Origin of the sequence: Streptomyces sp. R21, from assembly GCF_041051975.1 — a bacterium.
In the GTDB taxonomy this organism is placed as follows: domain Bacteria; phylum Actinomycetota; class Actinomycetes; order Streptomycetales; family Streptomycetaceae; genus Streptomyces.
Window position 1 is genome coordinate 944,950 of sequence record NZ_CP163435.1, and the last position, 20,433, is coordinate 965,382.

Genomic DNA, 20,433 nt, shown 5'->3' on the forward strand with positions numbered 1-20,433 from the left:
CTCCTTGTCTCCCGAAGGGACTTCCGTGACCATCGACCTCGCCGCACTTCCCCAGGACTTCCTGTGGGGCACAGCCACGTCGGCCTACCAGATCGAGGGCGCCGTGGCCGAGGACGGCCGCTCCCCCTCGATCTGGGACACGTTCTCGCACACCGACGCCAAGATCGACAACGGCGACGACGGCGATCTCGCCTGCGATCACTACCACCGCTGGCGCGAGGACATCGCGCTCATGCGCCAACTGGGCACCAATGCCTACCGGTTGTCCGTCGCCTGGCCGCGCGTGATGCCGGGCGGCGTCGGCCCGGTCAACGCCAAGGGCCTTGATTTCTACGACGCGTTGATCGACGCCCTCCTCGCCGCGGGCATCACACCGTCCGTCACCCTGTACCACTGGGACCTTCCCCAGGTGCTCCAGGACCGGGGCGGCTGGCCCGCGCGCGACACGGCCCACCATTTCGCCGCGTACGCGTCGGCGGTCGCGGAGCGCCTCGGGGACCGCGTGCAGCACTGGACCACGCTCAACGAGCCGCTGTGCTCGGCGTGGATCGGCCATCTGGAAGGCCGGATGGCACCGGGCCTGAGGGACCTCACGGCGGCGGTCCGGGCCTCCTACCACCTTCTCCTCGGCCACGGCCTGGCAGCGCAGGCGGTCCGCGCGGCGGCATCCGGCGCCCGGGTCGGCATCGTCAACAACCTCTCCGACGTCGTGCCCGCGACCGACCGGCCCGAGGACATCGCGGCGGCCCGCCGCCATGACGGCCACACCAACCGCTGGTGGCTGGACCCGGTGCACGGCCGCGGCTTCCCGGCGGACATGCGCGAGGTCTACGGCGTCGAACTCCCCGAGCACCCGGGCGACTTGGCGACCATCGCCCAGCCCCTGGACTGGCTCGGCCTCAACTACTACTTCCCCTCCGCCATCGCCGACGACCCCACCGGACCGGCGCCCCGCACCCGCACGGTCCGCCGCCCCGGCGTGCCCCGTACCGGCATCGACTGGGAGGTCGACGCGGCCGGCATCGAGCGCCTCCTCCTCCGCCTGACCCACGACTACGGCGCCCGCGAGCTGTACGTCACGGAGAACGGGGCCGCCTACCCCGACGCCGTACGCCCCGACGGAACGGTCGACGATCCCGAGCGCACGGCGTACCTGGAGCAGCACCTCGCGGCCTGCGTCTCCGCGACCCGCAAGGGCGTTCCCCTGGCGGGCTACTTCGCCTGGTCCCTGCTCGACAACTTCGAGTGGGCGTACGGCTACGACCAGCGCTTCGGCCTCGTCCATGTCGACTACGGCACGCAGCGCCGGACAGTGAAGGGCAGTGGTCTCCGGTACGCGGAGATCATCCGGGCGTATGCGAGCAGGGGGCGCAGCGCGGCGTAGGGCCAGCCCCAACGATGCAACGCGACACAGGGCCCCCGGTCGCCCTGAGGGCCATCGACGCATTACATAAGCAAGTTAAATAAGTCAGTGATACATTCCCTTCGTGACCTCGAAGAGCCCCGCGGACGACTCCCTCGACATCGACGACTTCACCACCGTCGTGGAGACGTTCGCGGGGATCTTCATCCGGCTTCCGTCGGTCGAGAAGCTGAGCTTCACGACGCTGTCGGTGCTGCACACGCTGACGCACGACGGTCCCAAGCGGCTGTCGGAGCTCACCGCGACCGAGCAGGTCAGCCAGCCGGCCGTCACGCAGCTGGTCGCCCGGCTGGAGCGCGACGGTCTGGTGGAGCGCAGGCCCGACCCCGGTGACCGCCGAGCCGTGCTTGTCCGGGTGACCGCCGCGGGCGCCCGGATCGTGCGGACCCGCCACCGTGACCGCGTCGCCCAACTCGCCCTGCTGATCGATCAGTTGACCCCCGAGGAACGCAGTGCGGTCGGCGCGGCGCTGCCCGCGCTGATGCGGATGGCCGCGCTGGGCGGCCACTCCTGACCGGTACGCCGGGCCTCTTCACGCGCGAAGGGAATCCCCATGGCAGACACGTACTTCCCGCTGGAACCCACGCCGATCCACGTCGACGACAGCGTGCTCGACGACCTCAGGGCACGCCTGCGGCTCACCCGCCTGCCCGCCGACGCGGGCAACGAGGACGGGTACTACGGCGTCCGCAGCGCCTACCTGCGAGAACTGGTCGACCACTGGCTCCACCACTACGACTGGCGCAAGGCCGAGGCCGCGATCAACCGGTACGAGCACTACCGGGTGAGCGTGGACGGTGTTCCCGTCCACTTCATGCGCCGACCCGGGGTGGGCCCGGCTCCGGTGCCGCTCATCCTGAGCCACGGCTGGCCGTGGACCTTCTGGCACTGGTCGAAGGTCATCGACCCGCTCGCCGACCCCGCCGCATTCGGGGGTGATCCCGCCGACGCCTTCGACGTGATCGTGCCCTCCCTGCCGGGGTTCGGATTCTCCACTCCGCTGCCGGACCACCCGGACATGAACTTCTGGAAGGTCGCGGACCTGTGGCACACCCTGATGACCGAGGTGCTCGGCCACGAGAAGTACGCCGCCGCCGGCTGCGACGTCGGCGCCCTGGTCACCGGTCAGCTCGGGCACAAGTACGCCGATGAACTGCACGCGATCCACATCGGCTCCGGTCTCCGGCTCGACTTCTTCAACGGCGACCGCGCCTGGGACTTCAGCGGCGGCCGTCCCATCCCCGAGGGCCTGCCCGAGCGTGTGCACCGCCAAGTCCTGGAATTCGACCGGCGTTTCGCCGTACATCTCGCCGCCCACATGCTCGGCTCCAGCACGCTCGCCCCGGCCCTCAGCGACTCCCCCGTCGGCCTGCTGGCCTGGATCCTGGAGCGCTGGACGAACTGGAGCGACAGCCACGGTGACATCGAGACCGTCTTCTCCAAGGACGACCTCCTCACCCACGCCATGATCTTCTGGGTGAACAACGCCATCGGCACGTCGATGCGCTACTACGCCAACGCCAACCGCTATCCGTGGAGCCCGTCCCACGACCGCCACCCGATCGTCGAGGCCCCGACCGGCATCACCTTCGTCGGCCACGAGAACCCTCCGGGCGTCACCACCGACCAGCGGGTCCAGAACTTCCTCGACTCGGACCGCGCCGCCTGGTACCGCCATGTCAATCTCACCGCGCACCCCGAGGGTGGCCACTTCATCCCGTGGGAGCTGCCCGACGGCTGGGTTGCCGACCTGCGGCGCACGTTCCGCACCCGACGCTGAGGGCGCGGGCTCGACGCGACTGGCCGACCACGTCTACACGTCGGGGGTCCGGACCTCGGCCGTCCGGCCGCCCACCGCCGTACCCGCGCCGTCCGGGGCCCCGAAGCGGGCAAGGCAGTGCCACACCATCTTCAAGTCCTGCAATTCGTACCGGCCGGTGCGGGCGGCGTTCCCGATGACGCGGGGATCGAGGCGCCCCGACTCGGCGATACGGGCCCCGAGTTCGACGAACTCGGGGCCACGGAAGTCCGGGTGGCGTCGCAACTCCCCGACGGAGAGCCGATATCCCGGGTGCCACTCGACGGGACACGGCAGCCGCCGCGCCGTGACCTCGACGGGCGTGTCGCGATAGCTCGCGTCCAGGACGAGTGCCTCCATATCCCGCGCGAGCACCACGCGGCCGTGCACCTGCGCCTCGATGTAGTCGTTGAGGGCGTCCTGTTCGTCCACCTCGGCCAGTTCGATGAGAGACATCCCGGCGGCCACCCCGAACGCGGACGGCTCGGCCGCGCTGTCCGGGTAGCAGAACGTGGCGCGCCGCAATGCCTCCCCGGTCAGCCTGAAGTGCGACGAGCCGAACCGGGGTGCGGCGCCGACGACTTGGCGACGGAAGTTCAGCGCGCCGTACACGGGACGCTCGGACGCCGGCGCGATGTCGTACGCCCCACCGAAGATCCGGCTCTCCCAGCGCCAGCGGTCGCCGCCGGGACGCGCGGTGAGCCCGCCGTTGCTCGTCCCCGTGACGAACTGCGAGCAGTAGGTGCCCTCCTCGGCCAGCGCCTCCAGGATGGGCAGCCCGGACACGAGCCGGTCGGGGTGGAAGTTCAGGGTCAGCCGCAGTGCGGGGTCCAGTGCGGGCCCCGAGGAACGCGCGGCGACATGACGCAGGGCCTTCTCCTGGGGCGAGTGCGCGTCGCCCGGCGATGAGCGGGCACCTCCGAAATTCATCGGTCTCCCCCCTGTCCACAGATTCGCCGACCTTGCTTGTTCCCTGTACGTACGCGACAGGAAGGCACCCGAGTTCGACGAGACATGCTACGAGGAGAGCCTCACGGCGACCCGTCAGTCCCGTGCCACCGCCAGCACGATCTTGCCCCGGTTGTCGCGCCGCGCCAGCCGCTCGTGGGCCTCGCGCGCCCGGTCCAGCGGAACAACCGTCTCGATCGGCACCCGGTAGGTTCCGGCAGCGACGCGCTCGGCGATCTGCCGCAGGTCCTCGCGCGGGTCGTAGCCGTGTATCTGCAGGTTGGTGAGCTGGAAGCCGAGGATGGACGCGTTCTTCGGATAGAAGTCGCGGGTGTCGACGGTGCTCGGCTCCAGGGCGACGTTGGCGAGGGCGACCACCCGTCCGCCGTGCCCGACCTCGCGCAGACTCCGCCCGAAGGCCCGGCCGCCGACGGTGTCGAGGACGACGTCCGCGCCGCGCCCCTCGGTGAGCCGCAACACCTCGTCGACCTCGGCGTCGTCGGGGTGCGCGGAGGTGTCGACGGCCGCGTCGGCGCCGAACGCGGCGGCCCAGGCGGTCTTCTCCGGTGACCCCGCCATCGCGATGACGCGCGCACCGGCCTCGGCGGCCATCTGCACGGCCGCACTGCCGACCCCGCTCGCGGCCGCCTTCACGACCACGGTGTCGTCCTTGGTCAGCTTCGCCAGGTGACGCAGGCAGTACCAGGCGGAGAGCCAGGCGACGGGAAGTGCGGCGGCTTCCGTGAGATCCACACCGTCCGGGACGACCACCACCTGCTCGACGGGTACGGCCGCCAACTCGGCGTAGAAACCAGGCGCGTTCACACCGTCCAGAGCCATCACCCGCTGCCCGACGCCGATGCCCGTCACGCCGCCCCCCACCGCGACGACCGTACCGGCCCCCTCCACACCCGGGATCAGCGGCGGCCGTCCGGCCCGGTGGTAGACACCGGCGCGGACCAGCGCGTCCGCCCGGTTCACACCCGCCGCCGCAACCCGCACCAGCACCTGGCCCGGCCCGGCGACCGGATCCGGCACCTCCACCGGCACCAGTACCTCGGGCCCGCCGAACTCCTCGATCCGCACCGCACGCATCTCGTACCTGCCTTCGTGTGACGACACCGGAGCGGCGCACCCGGACACCGAGAGCGCCAACACCGGTTGAACAGGTGTCACCTTGCGACACCACATGAACCGGTGTCAAGCGGTAGGCTCGGACCATGCCCCGCGTATCAGCCACCCCTCCGGCGTCCGCCGCCGACCCGATGCTCGCGTTCCCGTTCATCGGCGGGCGCCCCTGCCTGGACTTCGTCGCCACGCTCGGCCGTCGGCACGCCACACCCCTCGAACGGCTCCCGGACCCCGACGCCCTTGCCCGCTGGATCGACGAGGCGGGCCTGAGCACGAGCGCGGGCGACGAGCCGGTACGGGTCACCGCCCGCGACCTGACCGGGGCGCGCACCCTGCGCGAGGCTCTCTACCGGGTCGTACGCGCCGCGATGGACGGGACCGCACCGGACCCTGCCGATGTCGACCGCGTCAACGAGGAGGCCGCCCGCCCCGACCTGGCCCCTCAGCTGGCCGAATCGGCCTACCCGCAGCCGCCGTTGCGCTGGAAGGCGGACCGTGCGGCGCCCGCGGCTCTGGCGACCGTGGCCCGGGACGCCGTCCTCCTGGTCAGCAGCCCCCTGCTCACCAGGGTCAAGAAGTGCGAGAACCCGGAGTGCTCCCTGCTCTTCCTCGACGACTCGCAGGCCCGCCGCCGCCGCTGGTGCTCGATGGACCGCTGCGGCAACCTCGCCAAGGTCGCCGGCTACCGGTCCCGCAGCCGCGCCGCCACCCCGTGACATCGCAGGACGCGGGGGCCCGTCCCTTAGGTGATCGACGGCCCTCCCTCCAGTCAGGGCACAGGGCACAGGGCTCCGCGGCGAAGGTGTAGCGGGCTACACCTTCGGTTCGGGAGCGGGCTCCCTCGAGACGGCCCGCCGGATCCGGAATCGTTGATCTCGCAAGGTCAACGGCTCCCGATCGGGGAAGCCCGTGAATCCCCGAAAGGAAACTCCCGTGAAGGCGCTCCTGTCCTCCAAGCCCGTCCTGTGGTTCCTGTTCCTGTTCAACCTCGTCGTCGCCCTGGCCGCCCCCTTCGTCGTCGACGGCGCACAGGGCATCGCGACCAGCGTCGGCATGGCGGTCGTGTCGCTCGGAGCCGGCGTCAGCCTCTTCCGAGGCCCCGCGAAGTCGACGCAGCGGGCCTGACCCCCAACCGCCGACCCGCGCCGCATGACCAGCAAAAGCTTGCTTGACTTAAGTAACCCGAATATGATTGCCTAACTCAAGTAAAACTGGACCCGGGACGCCTTGAGCGGAGGCGTCCCGCAGCGCCGCACCCGTGGGGACGGGAGTCGGCGCTCTCCTCGGGCCCGGCGGCCGGAAGTACTCCCCCTCCGCCGGGTCCGAGGGCACTACGGCACCCCGTCCGACGGCAAGACGTCGTTACGAGCCTCGCGAGCTGCTTCCCGCACCCTCAAGCGCCGCACGTCCAAGAGCCCGCTCCCCCAAGAGCCCGCATGTCCAAGAAGGAGGGCCACCCCATGGCCACGATGAAGTCCGTCCAGACCGGTGCCGTCGGCAAGGTCGACGTGGTGGACGTCGAGCGTCCCGTGCCGGGGCCGAAGGACGTCCTGATCAAGATCCGCGCCTGCGGCATCTGCGGCACCGACGCCACCTTCCTGCACATGGGCGGCATGCCGGCCCGCGGACACGCGGGCGGCGAACTGATCCCCGTGCCCCTGGGTCACGAGCCGGCCGGCGAGGTCGTGGAAGTGGGCGCCGACGTCAGCGATCTCAAGATCGGCGACCGCGTGGTCGTCAACCCGCAGGCCTCCCCCACCGGGATCATCGGCTGCGGTGGGAAGTACGGCAGCATGAGCGACCGCCTGCTCATCGAGAACGCCGTCCTCGGTACGAGCGTGGCGGTCTTCCCCGAGACCGTGCCCTTCGCGGTGGCCGCACTGAACGAGCCGATGGCGGTGGCCCGGCACGCCGTCAACCGCTCCCAGGCCACCCCCACCGACAAGGTCGTCGTCTTCGGCGCCGGACCCATCGGCCTGGGCGCCACGATCTGGCTCAAGCTCCGCGGTGTGGAGCACGTGGTTGTCGCGGACGTCATCCCCGAGCGCCTGGAGACCGCGCTGGCCGTCGGTGCGGACGCCGTGATCAACTCCGCCACCGAGGACATCACCGCCCGTCTCACCGAACTGCACGGCGAGGCCGCCAACGCGCTCGGCCAGCCCCGCGCCGGTACCGACATCTACCTCGACGCCGCCGGAGCCCCCGCCGTTTTCAACGCCACCATCGCCGCCGCCAAATGGGGCGCCAAGATGGTCATGGTCGCCGTACAGAAGAAGTCCGACGCCATCGACCTCGGCGGCATGCTCCGCAGCGAACTCACCCTCATCGCCTCCCAGGGCTACCCCACCGAGATCTTCGAAGTCACCCCCGAACTCGCCGAACACCAGGACCGGTTCGCCAAGCTCATCAGCCACCGGGTGCCCTTCCGCGATGTCGAGCAGGCCTTCGAGCTCGTGCTGACGCCCGGGGCGGCGGAGAAGGTCGTCGTCACATTCGACGAGTAGCCGGGGCGCTCGACCGGCTGACACCGACCCCTGAACAGGCCGCAACCCCTTCGACGGTGCGTCGGAGGGGTTGCGGCCTCTCGAAGCCACCGCATCGAAGAGAAACGACCACGCCATGATCGACAGCTTGCAGCGGTCCCTGCGCAGTCGCCCGCTTCTCGTCGACGCCGCCCTCGCGGTCGTGCTCTTCGCCTGGTCCTTCCCCGGGAGCCTGATCACGATCCCGGGGCGCGCTCCGGGGATCCCGTGGTGGCCCGGCGTGCTGCTCACCGGCGTGTCCTGCGCAGTCCTGCTACGGCGTCGCACACGTCCGCGCACCACCGTGGCACTGCTCCTCGTCTCCGCCACGGCCACGATCGCGCTCGGCTACCTCGTCACCGCCCTGCTGCTGGGCCCCCTCATGGTCGCGCTGCACTCGCTGGCCGTGCGCACCGACCGCAGAACCGCGAACACGTACGCCTTCACCGGCATCGCCCTGCTCATCGGTACGGCACTGATCACCGGCCCCGGCAGCGAACCGCTGGTCCTCAAGGTGCTCAGCCCCGCGTTCTGGCTGCTGCTGCCCACGTCCCTGGGCACCGTGACCCGGCTGCACAGGGCCTACGTGGAGGCCGTACAGGCCCGCGCCGAGCACGCGGAGCGCACCCGGGAGGAGGAGGCTCGCCACCGGGTCACCGAGGAGCGCATGCGCATCGCCCGCGACCTGCACGACGTGGTCGCCCACCATCTCGTTCTGGCGAACATCCAGGCCGGCACCGTCGCCCGCTTCCTGCGCACCCGGCCCGAGGAGGCCGAGAGGATCGTCGCCGAGCTGACGGGCACCACCTCCTCGGCCCTGCGTGAACTCAAGGCCACCGTCGGCCTGCTGCGCGACACGAACGACCCGGAAGAGCTCCCGGAATCCACTCCCGGCCTCGCCGAACTCCCGGAGCTGACCTCCTCGTTCGCGGGCGCCGGGCTCACGGTCACCGTCACCGCCGTAGGAGAGCCGCGACCGCTCTCCGCCGGAGCGGACCTCAGCGCGTACCGCATCGTGCAGGAGGCGCTCACCAACGTCACCAAGCACGCAGCCACCCGTACGGCCGAGGTGCGACTCGCCTACAGCCACGACCGGCTAAGCATCTCCATCACCAACGACGGAAGCCGAAGACCGGCCAACTCGCCCGTCCCGAACAGCGGTTACGGACTCATCGGCATGCGCGAGCGCGCCCGCTCGGTCGGCGGCAAGCTGCACGCCCTCCCCCGCGCTCGGGGCGGCTTCGAAGTCGTCACGGAACTGCCGCTGGAGCCCCGCCCTGTCGAGGAGTCCGCGGCACCGTGAACGGGCTTCGCCCTTGGCGTCCGCCCAGCGGCTGCGCTCACCCGGCCAGGGTCTGAGTGATCCGCCATAGGCGTCGCGGGAGTTCGCCCTCCTCGAAGGGGTGCACCTCGACCAGGTTCCAGCCCTTGGCGAGGTCGTCGACCAACTGGCGGGGGAAGAAGTGCACGGCGAAGCCGCCGTGTTCGAAGATGTCGTCACCGTGAGCGGTGCCGGTGCCGTAGTGGGCGTCGCCGACGTGCCGCACGGTGTACACGAACACACCGCCGGGGCGCAGGACGCGGCGGACCTCGCCGACCGCCGCGTGGATCTCCTCGGTCGACAGGGCCATGCACAGCAGCATGTGCGCGAAGACGGCGTCCATCGACGCGTCCGGCAGGGGCAGCGGCTCGCGGACGTCGTGCACGACTGTGCCGACCCGCTCGGCGACGCCCTGGGCACGGGCCGCGTCGCGGAGCTGAGCCAAGCCGGTCGCGCTGAAGTCGGCGGCCTGGACGGCGAATCCTTCGCGGGCGAAGTGCAGCGCGTCACGACCGTGCCCGGCGCCGAGTTCCAGCACATCCCGGGCCCCTGCCGCGCGAAAGACGCCGGCCGCGTGGACGGCCGGGTCGGAGGGCACCTCGCCGTACATTCCCAGGTGGGCCGTATAGGTCTCCTGCCAGTGACGCCGCTGCGCCCGCGCGAGATCCTGCCCGTTCTCGGCCACGTTCCGCTCCCCTGCGCCACCGGCTGTCTGTCACATCGTCGACCATCCTGGGCGCAGCGGCGAATCACTCGCCGAAGCCGACCAGGGCGCGTTTCGGAAGAGGATCAACACGTAGTGGCGAGCTCGACGAGGTGCCGGGCCGTGCCGGCGGGATCGATGATCTGATGGAGGTGTTCGCCGGGCAGGTGGGCCACGCGCCAGCCGCGTTCGCGCGCCTCGGCGGCGAGCTCGTCATACGGAGGGCCGAACAGCAAATAGGAGCTACACCCCGCGCCGGACCGTCAGGAGCCGGTGGGCGTCCAGTGCGGGTCCCGCCCCAGGAAGGCGAGCAGTGCCTCGGCCCGCCCTGCGCCCTCCGCTGCCTCGCGGGCCGGCGCGAACACCCCATAGGAGTCCCGGAGATGATCGGCGAGGCCTTCCGCGGCGAGCCAGATCCCGTCGGCGATGTCGTTCTCCAGCGGCGCGTCCTGGCCCGTGGCGACGGCGATGTCCCAGGCGTGCACGGCGGCGTCCATGGCTCCCGCCGCGGCGGCGAGCGCGTAGGGCAGCGGTCCGAGCGGGGTGGGCACCTGCTCCGTGCCGGCGGGCAACTGCGCATAGGCGTCCGCCACGTCGCGCAGCACCTTGTCGAGTACGGCCTGGGCGTCGGCGTCCAGTGCGTCGGCCGGGTGGAAGGGGTCGGAGTCGGGCCGCGCGCCGCCGGTGATCGCGGTGCCGTAGGCCTGCTGATCGAGACGCGCGTGGTTGAGGACCTGGCGTACCGTCCACTCACTGCACGGAGTCGCCGCTCCCCAGGCCTGCTCCGGTACGGCCGCGACGACCTCGCGCAGGTAGGCGTGCGCCCGTGTCAGCAATTCGATGCCCTGGACGTTGCTCATCCTGGTCCCCTCCTGATTGCCTTCGCCTGATGAGAACAACTTAGGCCCCCTTGCGGACAGCTACGGTCCTCAATGAGCACGTTCGCGCAGCAGTGGAAAGGGAACAGCACAGGGATGCGAGAGGTACGTGGTGCGTTGGCCGAGGTACGTGGTGCGTGGGAGACGGCCGGCGCACAGTTCGTGAAATGGCGCCGGGAACCCGTGGTCGTCCAGTCGGTGCGGTCGGCGGCGGCCGCCACGATCGCCTACGTGGTGGCGGTGCGCCTGAGCCCCGAACCGGCGCCGCTCACTGCGCCGCTGACGGCGCTCCTGGTCGTACAGGTCACGCTCTACGCCACGCTCACCACCGGCATCCGCAGGGTGAACTCCGTGCTGGCCGGGGTCATCATCGCCATCGGCTTCAGTGTGCTCGTGGGTCTGACCTGGTGGAGTCTGGCGCTGCTGATTCTCGCCTCGCTCGCCGTCGGACACCTCGTCCGGGTCAGCGAGTTCGTACCCGAGGTGGCGATCAGCGCCATGCTCGTCCTGGGCGTGACCAGGGTGGGGGACACGGCCTGGGCCAGGGTGCTGGAGACGCTGATCGGCGCCGTGGTCGGACTCGGCTGCAATCTGCTCTTCGCTCCCCCGGTGTGGGTGGGCGCGGCCGGGGAGTCGATCGAGGATCTGGCGCGCCGAGTGCGGCAGTTGCTGCTGCGCATGGGCGAGGAGGCCGCCGGCCGTACTCCCGTCGCCCACGCGACCGCGCGGCTTCATGAGGCGCGCCGCCTCGATCACGACATCGTCGAGGTGGACGCGGCACTGAAGCAGGCCGAGGACAGCCTGCGGCTCAATCCCCGCGTACGGGAAGGGCTGCTGCACCGGGTGGTGCTGCGCACCGGGCTCGACACTCTGGAGATCTGCACGGTGGTCCTGCGGGTGCTGGCGCGCAGCCTCACCGATCTCGCCAAGGCACGTGAACCCGAGCCGCTGTTCGAGGCGCAGACGGGCGCGGCCGTGGAGCAGTTGCTCAGCGAGGTTGCCGACGCCGTGGTCAGTTTCGCGGTGCTGGTGACCACCGACGTCAGCGTCAGCGCCGAGTCGGCGGAGTCCCGGCTCGCCGCCGAGCTCACCACGGCGGCAGCCACCCGCGACAAGTTGGCCGGTCTGCTGCTCGAAGAGGTACAACGCGACGCCCGTCAGTGGCAGTTGCACGGCGCCGTCCTGACGGAGGTCAACCGCATCCTCGACGAGCTCGACACGGAGCACCGCTCGCGGCGGCTTCTGGAGGAACTGGACCGCTGCACGCGCGAACAGCGCGAGTCGTGGCCCCGCATCACGCGCCTGCGGCGCCGCCTGCACGTCCCGCGGCAGCTGCGCAGGAAGCGGAACCGCCGCCCCGCCTCCTGACGTTCTACTTGGGGAACGGCCGCCCGCCGGTGATCAGGGTCCGGCGGCGCGGCGACGACGAGGGGAGCAGGCGGATGACCGACGGCACCGTACGGATCGACGGAAACACTCTGCGGTTGCCGGGCGGGGTGCGGGTGCGGTTCATCCGGACCCTGCGGCTGCCCGAGAAGGGCACCCATCAGCTGCCCCCGGGGCTGGGCGAGTTCCCGGTCCGCCGCGTCGAGGACTTCCCGGACACGGTGCCGGCCGAGTGGCGGGCGCGCGGCGGTGTGATGCTGCCGGTGTATCTGCGCGAGGCCATGTGGCTGAGCTTCTCTGGGACGACGGAGCCGGCCGCGTTGCAGGTGGGTGTGGGCAAGGTCTGCGCGGTGTCGGGCAAACCATGGAGCTCCCGGCTCACCCGTGACCCGCAGAACTACGTGGTATTGCCCCGGCAGCCATGGCTCGACGGCATCAACTCCGGCAAGGGCACGGTCCGCCAGTTCGTGGCGGTGCCCCTGGGGCTGGGCGCGACCGTCGAGGGCCAGGTCACCGGCGAGGAGGTGTGGGGCGGCGTACAGCTGCAGTCGTTCCCGCTGAACGTCACGGAGCTGGCCGCGTGGCGTGAGGCGGAGCGCCGGGCGGAGGAGCGGCGCCGGGAGACGGCCACGGCCGGGTACGGAGCCGCGTACCCCATGGCCGCACCCGCCGCGCCGGGCGCCCCTCCGGCGTTCGGCGGCGCCCCTGCGGGGTTCGGCGGCGCCCCAGAGGGTAGCTCTGCGCCGCGCACCGCCGCTCGCAAGCCCGCGGCGATGGGCCTCGGTGTCGGCGGTTCGATGCGCCAGGAGATCTACCGCGACGACCGGCGGCTCACGGCGTGGGCCGAGGAGCCCGCCGGGCGAGTGTTCGTCCACCTCGTGACGCCGCCCGAGTGGCGCCGCATCACCGGCGAGGCGCCCCCGCCCTCCCCCGTGGACCGCGCGGCCTACACACGCGCCGGGCTCCCTTGGTACGACTACTACGACAATGACGCCGTGGATCTCGCCCCCACGGACGCCCTGGGTGCGGTCAAGCCGGTCGGCGACTGGCTCGGTGACGATCACGAGCCCTGGCAGCAGCCCTCGCCCCATCAGGTGAAGCCGCTCGGGGACGCGCCGGGCAAGCCGGTCGAGGACGGTGACTGGTAGGAGAAGCGGGGAGCGCATTGCAGCATGCGCAACACCTGTTGCCGTTCTTGCGTTTGAGGGGTGCTTGGCACCAAGGTGGCTGTCGGACCTGAGGCAACCGACACCCGAGGTGCAGGCATGAAGGATGGGGCACAACCGGCACGGGGTGCGTCCGGGGACGGCTGGAGCAGGCGCCGTCTCGTCACGGCGCTGGGCGCGGCCGCCGCGATGACGACGGTCCCGGCGCCGGTCGCGCCCCGGTCGGAGCCCGCGGCGGCCGGATCCGGCACGGCACCGCAGCGCGGATCCACGACGCCCCCGGAGACCGACCCCACCCCGTCGCCGTCCGGCTCCCCGTCGCTGTCAGCCCGCTCCGGCCCGCGCCCGCTGTTCCTCGGCACCTACACCTCGGTGGAGGGCGGCGGGAAGGGAATCGGCCTGGCGTCGTACGACCCCTCGACGGGCCAGATCACCGGCACCGGCACGATCACCGGAGTCGACGATCCGTCGTATCTCGCACTGCATCCGAACGGCCGTACGCTCTACGCCGTCAATGAGCGCGAGAAGGGCGCGGTGACGGCCGTACGTCTGGCGGACAACAAGGTGCTGGGCAGTCGCGGCACCGGTGGCGCGGGCCCCTGCCATCTGTCCGTGCATCCGGGCGGGCGCTGGCTGCTGAGCGCCGACTACGGCTCGGGCAGCGTGGCCGTGCATCCCATCGACGCCTCGGGCACCCTCGGCGAGCGCACCGCGCTGGTCACACACTCCAGCCCGGCACCCGGACCGGGCCAGGACGGCCCGCACGCCCACCAGTTCGTCACCGGTCCCGACGGCGGCCACGTTCTCGCCGTCGATCTGGGTACCGACACCGTCTACACCTACCGCCTCGACCTCTCCAAGGGCACACTCACCGAGGTCTCCCAGGCACAGGTGCGACCGGGCGCCGGGCCCCGCCATCTCACCTTCCACCCCGGCGGCCGCTTCGCCTACCTGGCCAACGAGGTCGACAACACCGTCGCCGTCTGCGTGTACGACCCGGCCACCGGTCGGCTCACACCGGGCGATGCCCAGTCCACCGGTACGGGCGGGGGCACGAGTTATCCCGCGCAGATCCTGGTGACGTCCGACGGGGCGTACGCGTTTCTCGCCAACCGGGGCCACAACAGCCTGACGCGTTACGCGGTCGAGGCGGGCGGCGCCCGGCTGCGGCTGCTGGACACCGTGCCGGTCGGCGGCGACTTCCCTCGGCACATCGCCTTCTCCCCGGACGGGGCACTGCTGTTCGCGGCGAATCAGCGGTCGGGCACGGTGACCGTCTTCCACGTGGACCGCGGGAGCGGTGAACTCCGGCTCGCGGGCGAGCCGTTCGCCTCACCCGTCGCCGTCTGTGCGCTGCCGCTGTAGCGCACGAGGGCAGGCGGCGGCACTGCTCGCCTGCGTGAGCAGCACGTGCATGCGCTCCGTGAGCTGTGAGACGTCGTCGGCGGGAGCGTGGAAAGGGAGGCGTACGTCGCCGTTGCCGCGGGCGCGCTCGATGCGCAGCGTCAGTCCGTGCCGGTCGACGGCGAGCGGCCGGACGCGGACCGCGCCGTGCAGGCTGTCGGGCTCGACGAGACGCGTGAGCCGTTCGACGGCGTCCGGGTGCGCGTCGGCGAGGTGGGTGAGGAGCTGGGCCTCGGCCGTGGCCAGGGGGTCCACCTGGGCGCATGCGAAGTCGTCGAGGCCGACCACGACCGTCCCCGACGGCCTGCGCAGCACGATGCGAGACGGCCGGAACGCCAGCTTCCCGTCGTCGGGCACGAACCATCCGGACAGCCACAGCCGGCCCCGGATCCGGTTGCGCACGGGGACGGGGGCGACGTCGGCGAACTCGAGGATCGCGGACGGCTCCCCGCGCGGCGCACAGATCGCGGCGGCGATCAGCGCGCTGTCCTCCGGTACGTGCAGCAGCACCCTGCCGTCCGCGGCGACGGTGTGCGCGCCGACGAACTCCTCCCGGCCGCCCTCCGCGGTCACCGCGCAGGACCATGCCGCGGCGAGCACCGAGCGGGCGTGCTCGGCCGCGGCAGGCGCGGCCGTCCAGGTGTGACGGTCACCCATCCCAAACCTCCCTTAGGTAAGCCTTGCCTAACCTATCGAAGATCCGGGCATACGCCAACCACGCCCCTGCCAGGTGGGTTCACGGCGCGATCGCGCCCAACAGCGCCCGTGCGCACAGGTCGCGCACCTGCTCACGGGACAGGTCCGCCCCCCTGAGCCATTCCAGACAGACGGCCGTGGTGAAGGCCAGCCAGCCGCGTACGGCGATCCGCAGTTCGAGCTGCTCCTCCCCGGCCCCGCCGATCTCGGGGTCGGCGGCGAGCGCCGCCAGGATCTGGCGTTCCTGCGCGGCCAGCGACTGCTGATAGACCTTGCGCACGGCCTGATCGCCCGCCGCGTCGGCCCGATGGAAGGCGCGGAAGCCGTGCGCGTGCGCCTCGACGTACTCCAGGAACGTGTCGAGCCCGACGGCGAGTTGGTCGCGCATCGGGACTCCGGGCACCGCGGCCGTCATGCGCAGCATCCGCTTGCTCTCGCGCTCCACGACGGCGGCGAAGAAGTCCCGCTTGGTCGGGAAGTAGTGGTACAGCAGGCCGCGCGAGACGCCGGCGATCTCGGCGACCTGCTCGATCCACACATCGTCGTACGGCGACTCCGAGAACAGGCACGCCCCCACCGAGAGCAGCTGCTCCCTGCGCTCCTCGGTGCTGAGCCGACGCCGTGCACGCTCCCCCGGCTGCCCCTCTTTCCCGGCCATGTCCGCACTCTACTTGACGTGGGTTCAACAACGGGATCACACTGAAATCCGCTATTGAACCCGCGTACAACAGACACGCCGGCAGACGGCTGGCAGACGACCGACAGACACGGACACCAGACTCAACCGGCCGCAGGATCAAGGGAGATCGCGTCATGGCGGAGACGACACGGACCGCGCTGCCCAGGGGGTTTCGCAGTGCGGAACTCGGCTGGCCGGAGCTGCACCGTATTCCGCACCCGCCGCGCCGCGTCCCGCTGATCGGCGATGTGCTCGGCACCGACATGCGCACGCCCGTGCAGGATTCGATGCGCTTCGGCCGGGCCCTGGGACCGATCTTCCGGCGCAAGGCCTTCGGCAAGGAGATCGTCTTCGTCGGGGGCGCGCGGCTCGCCGGGGATCTGGCGGACGAGGCGCGGTTCGCCAAGCATGTGGGCCTGGGCATCGCCAACCTCCGCCCGATCGCCGGGGACGGGCTGTTCACGGCGTACAACCACGAGCCGAACTGGCAGCTGGCGCACGACGTCCTGGCCCCGGGCTTCAGCCGCGAGGCCATGGAGGGCTACCACCCGATGATGCTCGCCGTGACCGAGCGGCTGATCGAGCACTGGGACCGGGAGCAGGCGGCGGGACGCGCCGTGGACGTGCCCGGCGACATGACGAAACTGACTCTGGAGACGATCTCCCGCACCGGCTTCGGCCATGACTTCGGCTCCTTCGAGCGCAGCCGCCCGCATCCCTTCGTACAGGCGATGGTGGGCACGCTGACCCACGCGCAGCGCCGCAACGCCGTCCCGGAGCCGCTGGCGCCCTTGCTGCTGCGCGGCGCCTCCCGCCGCAACGAGGCCGACATGGCGCTGCTGAACCGCACGGTCGACGGGGTCGTGGCGGCCCGCCGCGACGGGGGCGGCGACGGCGACCTGCTCGACCGCATGCTGGAGACCGCGCATCCGCAGACCGGGGAGCGCCTGGCGCCGGAGAACATCCGCCGCCAGGTCATCACCTTCCTGATCGCGGGCCACGAGACCACCTCGGGCGCCCTCTCCTTCGCCCTGCACTACCTCGCCCAGCACCCCGAGATCGCGACCCGCGCCCGGGCCGAGGTGCTTCGGGTCTGGGGCGACACGGCCCGGCCCGGCTACGGCCAGGTCGCCAAGCTGCGCTATGTGCGCCGGGTGCTCGACGAGTCGCTACGGCTGTGGCCGACGGCCCCGGCCTTCGCCCGCGAGGCCCGCCAGGACACCGTGCTGGGCGACGTCCACCCGATGCTGCAGGGCGCGTGGACGCTGGTCCTGACGGCGATGCTGCACCGCGATCCGGAGGTGTGGGGCGAGGACGCCGAGCGTTTCGACCCGGAGCGATTCGACGCGAAGGCGGTCCGCTCGCGCCCCGGGCACACCTTCAAGCCGTTCGGCACCGGGGCGCGGGCCTGCATCGGCCGCCAGTTCGCACTGCACGAGGCCACGCTCGTCCTGGGGCTGCTGCTGCGCCGCTACGACCTGGTGGCCGATCCGGACTACCGGCTGCGGGTGGCCGAGCGGCTGACGCTGATGCCGGACGGGCTGCGGCTGCACCTCGAACGCGCCGCACCCGCCGCGGAGTTGCCCGGCACCCGCGTCCCGGAGGAGGCCTCAGTCCCCGGCTGTCCAGTGGCCCGGGCGGGCGACTGACGTCGGCAGCCGGGTTCCGGCGCTGCCCCTGGCCCCGTTCACCTGGGGCTGGGTGAGGAAGAAGGCGCCGGTCAGGTCGGCGTCCGTGAGGTCGGCGTCGCGCAGGTCGGCGCCGATCATGTCCGCGCCGCGCAGATCGGCGCCGGTCAGGTCGGCGGCGATGAGGTAGGCGCCGCGCAGGTTGGCGCCCCGCAGGTCGGCGCCCTTGAGACGGGCGCCCATCAGATCGGCGCCCCGGCGGTCCTTGGGGCGCCCCTTCCTGCCACGGCCGGCCGCCACCTCGGCGCGGACGAGTTCGCTGGTGCGCAGCAGCAGGACGTTGACGTCCTGTCGGTGCGCGCCCACGTCCAGCTCACCCAGCTCTTCAGGCGTTCGGCGGGTGAGCCGCTCCGTCTCGCCGAGCACCCGGCGCAGGTCGGCGTGGACCGGGCGGGCGGCGGGCAGGGTCAGCGCCTCGGTGAGGTACCAGAGCAGCTCGTGGAGCTGACGTACGACCGGGAACACGTCGAACATCCGCCGGGCGTCCTCACGGGCGCCCGAGCGCCAGTCCCGGCCGCCGAAGGTGACCTGGGAGACCTTCTGTCCGGCGCCGAAGCAGTCGTAGACCGTGCAGCCGGTGAAACCCTTCTGCCTCAGCTGTGTGTGGATGCCGCACTTGGAGTCGGTCTTGAGGTTCGGACACGGCTTCCCGGCGTCCTTGTCGATCGCGAAGTCGGCCGAGCGGGCGAAGGGCAGGGCGACGCAGCACAGCCCGAAGCACTGGCCGCAGTCGGCCCGCAGGTCGGCGAGGGGGCTCGGGGCGATTCCGCTGTCTTCACGCATGCCACCAGCCTACTGATCCGCTCGCCGCGGCCTTGACCATGATCGAACCGATCGGTCGCCGTTCCGCGACTTCAAGGAGTACGAGAAGGGCCTGGCCCACGGCAGCGAGATGGATGCTGCACGCGTCCTCGAGGACGCCTCCGTAGAGTACGGGCAGCGCGAACTGCGGCGCGGGACCGAGCCCTTGTAGGGCCGCACGGGGCCCGGCCGGCAGTCGCCCGACTCCCTTCGGGAGAGCGAACTCACCGATGAGTTCTCGGCATCGGAGGGGTCCCTAATACAGCCGAAAACAAACTCCGCTAAGACTGGTCACAGCGCCGCACGAGCCGTCAGGGCTCTGCCGCTTCCATGAGTCATACGAGCCACAGAGGACAATCCGCACACGCAGGAGAGACATGATGTGCACCCACCGGCCACCGTGCCCGACCGCCGACAGCGCCGACCACCACGCCGCCGTGATCGTGTCCGCCCATCCGGAGCAGGGCTGGTACGTCCTGTGCAACGGAACCATCGCGTTCGACGACACGGGCGAGCTGCTGCCCGACGGGCAGGTGGTGGGCCCGCTGCGGGCGACCGACCGCAGGCCGGTCGCCGCCTGACCCACCACCCGGCGGCCGGGGCCCTCGTCACCAGGTGACGAGAAGCGACTGCGGCCCCCTGATGGTTCCGCTGCTCTGGAAGACCGTCTTCTCCGGCGGCTCGGCCAGCCGCAGCCCCGGGAAACGCGTCAGCAGCCCGGAGAGCATGACCTCGGACTCCATCCTCGCCATCATCGCGCCCATGCAGTGGTGCGGTCCGTGCCCGAAGGACAGGTGGGAGAGCGCCTCCCGGTCGAAGTCCAGCACCTCCGGGTTCTCGAAGACCTCCGGGTCCCGGTTCGCGGTGAGGTACGACGCGTAGACGGCCTCGCCCTGGCGGATCAGCACCCCGCCGACCTCCACGTCCTCGGTGGCGATCCGGGCGAGCCCCACACCGTTACGGTGCGGAATGTGCCGGAGCAGCTCGTCGACCGCCTGCGGCAGCAGCTCCGGCCGGGCGCGCAGCCGGGCCAGATGCTCCGGGTGGGTCAGAAGCATGTAGACCATGTTGGCGCTGTTGTAGCGGACCGCGTGCGCGGCGCTGACCATGATGATGGTGGCCAGCGACACCGCCACGTCCTCGGTGATCTCCCCCTCGTCGCACGCCTGCGCCAGCACGCCCGCCAGGTCCTCGCTCTCCTCTCCCTTCGCGCCGCTACGGCTGCGCAGCAACTCCACGATGTACGCGCGCACTTCGGCCCTCGCGGCTCGGCTCGCCGCGGGGTCGGCGGTGGAGGAGAGGATCGTGTCGGTCCATGGGGCGACCCGCGCCCGGTCCTCCCGCGGAACGCCCAGCAGATCACCGATGACGGCCAGCGGGAACGGCTTGTGCAGCAGCTCCATCAGGTCCGCGGGCGGCCCGTGCCGCTCCACCGCGTCCAGCAGTTCGCCGGCGGTCTGCTCGGCCATCGGCCGCAGCCGCTTCATGTGCCGTCCGGTGAACGCCTTGTTGATGACCTTGCGCAGCTTGGTGTGGTACGGCGGGTCGGCGTACCCGAGGGCCAGCTTCGAGGCGACCGGCTCGCTCAGCATGCTCGTCACGGTGCGGTCGACGAGTTCCTCGCGGCTGAAGCGGGGGTCGGAGGTGACCAGCTTGACGTCCTCGTAGCGGGTCACCAGCCAGGCCTCGTGGTCGGAGAAGTACGGCAGGCGGATCCGGGCGACGGGCTCCTCGGCCAGGAGCTTGGCGAGCAGCGGGTCGAACTGGAGCGCGGGCAGGTCGTCGATGTTCCAGGTGTGCACGCCGGGGGTGGCTGTGTCGGGCTGGGACGTCATGGGTTTCGTCTCCCGTGGTCGGTCGCGGGTGCCCGTCTGCCTGGCCGTGCGGGC

General features: G+C 71.3%; 21 protein-coding genes. 12 read left to right on the top strand and 9 right to left on the bottom strand.

All coding sequences use genetic code 11. The features are described from left to right. Positions 1-25: 25 nt before the first annotated feature. From AB5J56_RS04485 to AB5J56_RS04495, 3 genes are all read left to right on the top strand, one after another. Positions 26-1,384 carry a GH1 family beta-glucosidase gene (locus AB5J56_RS04485; protein WP_369230247.1) on the top strand — a complete coding sequence of 453 codons (1,359 nt, stop codon included), beginning with the start codon at positions 26-28 and terminating at the stop codon, positions 1,382-1,384. Positions 1,385-1,487: 103 nt separating this feature from the next. Beyond that, positions 1,488-1,937: a MarR family winged helix-turn-helix transcriptional regulator gene (locus AB5J56_RS04490; RefSeq protein ID WP_369230249.1), complete on the top strand. Its 450-nt coding sequence runs from the start codon at positions 1,488-1,490 to the stop codon at positions 1,935-1,937. Between the two features lie 39 nt (positions 1,938-1,976). Next, positions 1,977-3,203: an epoxide hydrolase family protein gene (locus AB5J56_RS04495; RefSeq protein ID WP_369230250.1), complete on the top strand. Its 1,227-nt coding sequence runs from the start codon at positions 1,977-1,979 to the stop codon at positions 3,201-3,203. Positions 3,204-3,236: 33 nt separating this feature from the next. Here AB5J56_RS04495 and AB5J56_RS04500 read toward each other — a convergent pair whose 3' ends face one another. Both AB5J56_RS04500 and AB5J56_RS04505 read right to left on the bottom strand, forming a co-directional pair. After that, positions 3,237-4,151: a DUF3626 domain-containing protein gene (locus tag AB5J56_RS04500; RefSeq protein WP_369230252.1), complete on the bottom strand. Its 915-nt coding sequence runs from the start codon at positions 4,149-4,151 to the stop codon at positions 3,237-3,239. Positions 4,152-4,265: 114 nt separating this feature from the next. Next, positions 4,266-5,291: a zinc-binding alcohol dehydrogenase family protein gene (locus tag AB5J56_RS04505; RefSeq protein ID WP_369230254.1), complete on the bottom strand. Its 1,026-nt coding sequence runs from the start codon at positions 5,289-5,291 to the stop codon at positions 4,266-4,268. A gap of 98 nt (positions 5,292-5,389) precedes the next feature. On the opposite strand from AB5J56_RS04505, the gene AB5J56_RS04510 reads away from it, so the two are divergent. The 4 genes from AB5J56_RS04510 (at position 5,390) to AB5J56_RS04525 (ending at position 9,125) form a co-directional block, all read left to right on the top strand. After that, the gene (locus AB5J56_RS04510; protein WP_369230256.1) at positions 5,390-6,016 is read left to right on the top strand and encodes an ABATE domain-containing protein; all 627 of its coding nucleotides are present in this window, start codon (positions 5,390-5,392) and stop codon (positions 6,014-6,016) included. A gap of 217 nt (positions 6,017-6,233) precedes the next feature. After that, positions 6,234-6,425 (top strand): hypothetical protein, encoded by a 192-nt coding sequence (locus tag AB5J56_RS04515; protein ID WP_369230258.1) that lies wholly within the window; start codon positions 6,234-6,236, stop codon positions 6,423-6,425. Positions 6,426-6,760: 335 nt separating this feature from the next. After that, positions 6,761-7,804: a zinc-binding dehydrogenase gene (locus AB5J56_RS04520; RefSeq protein WP_369242353.1), complete on the top strand. Its 1,044-nt coding sequence runs from the start codon at positions 6,761-6,763 to the stop codon at positions 7,802-7,804. A 115-nt stretch (positions 7,805-7,919) separates the two neighbouring features. Next, positions 7,920-9,125 (top strand): sensor histidine kinase, encoded by a 1,206-nt coding sequence (locus AB5J56_RS04525; protein ID WP_369230260.1) that lies wholly within the window; start codon positions 7,920-7,922, stop codon positions 9,123-9,125. 37 nt (positions 9,126-9,162) lie between these two features. Here AB5J56_RS04525 and AB5J56_RS04530 read toward each other — a convergent pair whose 3' ends face one another. From AB5J56_RS04530 to AB5J56_RS04540, 3 genes are all read right to left on the bottom strand, one after another. Then, positions 9,163-9,828 carry a class I SAM-dependent methyltransferase gene (locus tag AB5J56_RS04530; protein WP_369230261.1) on the bottom strand — a complete coding sequence of 222 codons (666 nt, stop codon included), beginning with the start codon at positions 9,826-9,828 and terminating at the stop codon, positions 9,163-9,165. Positions 9,829-9,932: 104 nt separating this feature from the next. Further along, positions 9,933-10,082: a hypothetical protein gene (locus AB5J56_RS04535; protein WP_369230263.1), complete on the bottom strand. Its 150-nt coding sequence runs from the start codon at positions 10,080-10,082 to the stop codon at positions 9,933-9,935. A gap of 27 nt (positions 10,083-10,109) precedes the next feature. Then, on the bottom strand, positions 10,110-10,706 hold the full coding sequence (locus AB5J56_RS04540) for a TIGR03086 family metal-binding protein (protein ID WP_369230265.1): 597 nt from the start codon (positions 10,704-10,706) through the stop codon (positions 10,110-10,112). A 114-nt stretch (positions 10,707-10,820) separates the two neighbouring features. On the opposite strand from AB5J56_RS04540, the gene AB5J56_RS04545 reads away from it, so the two are divergent. The 3 genes from AB5J56_RS04545 (at position 10,821) to AB5J56_RS04555 (ending at position 14,641) form a co-directional block, all read left to right on the top strand. Then, positions 10,821-12,092, top strand: a complete 1,272-nt coding sequence (locus tag AB5J56_RS04545) for an aromatic acid exporter family protein (RefSeq protein ID WP_369230267.1) — start codon at positions 10,821-10,823, stop codon at positions 12,090-12,092. A 74-nt stretch (positions 12,093-12,166) separates the two neighbouring features. Next, positions 12,167-13,258: a hypothetical protein gene (locus tag AB5J56_RS04550; protein ID WP_369230270.1), complete on the top strand. Its 1,092-nt coding sequence runs from the start codon at positions 12,167-12,169 to the stop codon at positions 13,256-13,258. A gap of 117 nt (positions 13,259-13,375) precedes the next feature. Continuing rightward, positions 13,376-14,641 (top strand): lactonase family protein, encoded by a 1,266-nt coding sequence (locus tag AB5J56_RS04555; protein WP_369230272.1) that lies wholly within the window; start codon positions 13,376-13,378, stop codon positions 14,639-14,641. Here the strand turns inward: AB5J56_RS04555 and AB5J56_RS04560 are convergent. Both AB5J56_RS04560 and AB5J56_RS04565 read right to left on the bottom strand, forming a co-directional pair. After that, entirely contained in the window at positions 14,609-15,337 is a 729-nt protein-coding gene (locus AB5J56_RS04560; protein ID WP_369230274.1) for a DUF2470 domain-containing protein, read from the bottom strand. The two genes, AB5J56_RS04555 and AB5J56_RS04560, sit on opposite strands and share 33 nt — an antisense overlap. Positions 15,338-15,416: 79 nt before the next feature. Continuing rightward, positions 15,417-16,034 (bottom strand): TetR/AcrR family transcriptional regulator, encoded by a 618-nt coding sequence (locus AB5J56_RS04565; RefSeq protein WP_369230276.1) that lies wholly within the window; start codon positions 16,032-16,034, stop codon positions 15,417-15,419. A 155-nt stretch (positions 16,035-16,189) separates the two neighbouring features. Here AB5J56_RS04565 and AB5J56_RS04570 point away from each other — a divergent pair, with 155 nt between their 5' ends. Then, complete coding sequence (locus AB5J56_RS04570; RefSeq protein ID WP_369230278.1) at positions 16,190-17,704, top strand: cytochrome P450; 1,515 nt, start codon at positions 16,190-16,192, stop codon at positions 17,702-17,704. On the opposite strand, the gene AB5J56_RS04575 is transcribed toward AB5J56_RS04570, so the two are convergent. Beyond that, the gene (locus AB5J56_RS04575; protein WP_369230280.1) at positions 17,666-18,526 is read right to left on the bottom strand and encodes a pentapeptide repeat-containing protein; all 861 of its coding nucleotides are present in this window, start codon (positions 18,524-18,526) and stop codon (positions 17,666-17,668) included. The two genes, AB5J56_RS04570 and AB5J56_RS04575, sit on opposite strands and share 39 nt — an antisense overlap. A gap of 398 nt (positions 18,527-18,924) precedes the next feature. On the opposite strand from AB5J56_RS04575, the gene AB5J56_RS04580 reads away from it, so the two are divergent. Then, on the top strand, positions 18,925-19,125 hold the full coding sequence (locus tag AB5J56_RS04580; RefSeq protein ID WP_369242355.1) for a DUF5999 family protein: 201 nt from the start codon (positions 18,925-18,927) through the stop codon (positions 19,123-19,125). Between the two features lie 27 nt (positions 19,126-19,152). Here the strand turns inward: AB5J56_RS04580 and AB5J56_RS04585 are convergent, their stop codons facing one another. Then, positions 19,153-20,379, bottom strand: coding sequence for a cytochrome P450 (locus tag AB5J56_RS04585; RefSeq protein ID WP_369230282.1), 1,227 nt, complete (start codon positions 20,377-20,379; stop codon positions 19,153-19,155). Positions 20,380-20,433 lie beyond the last annotated feature (54 nt).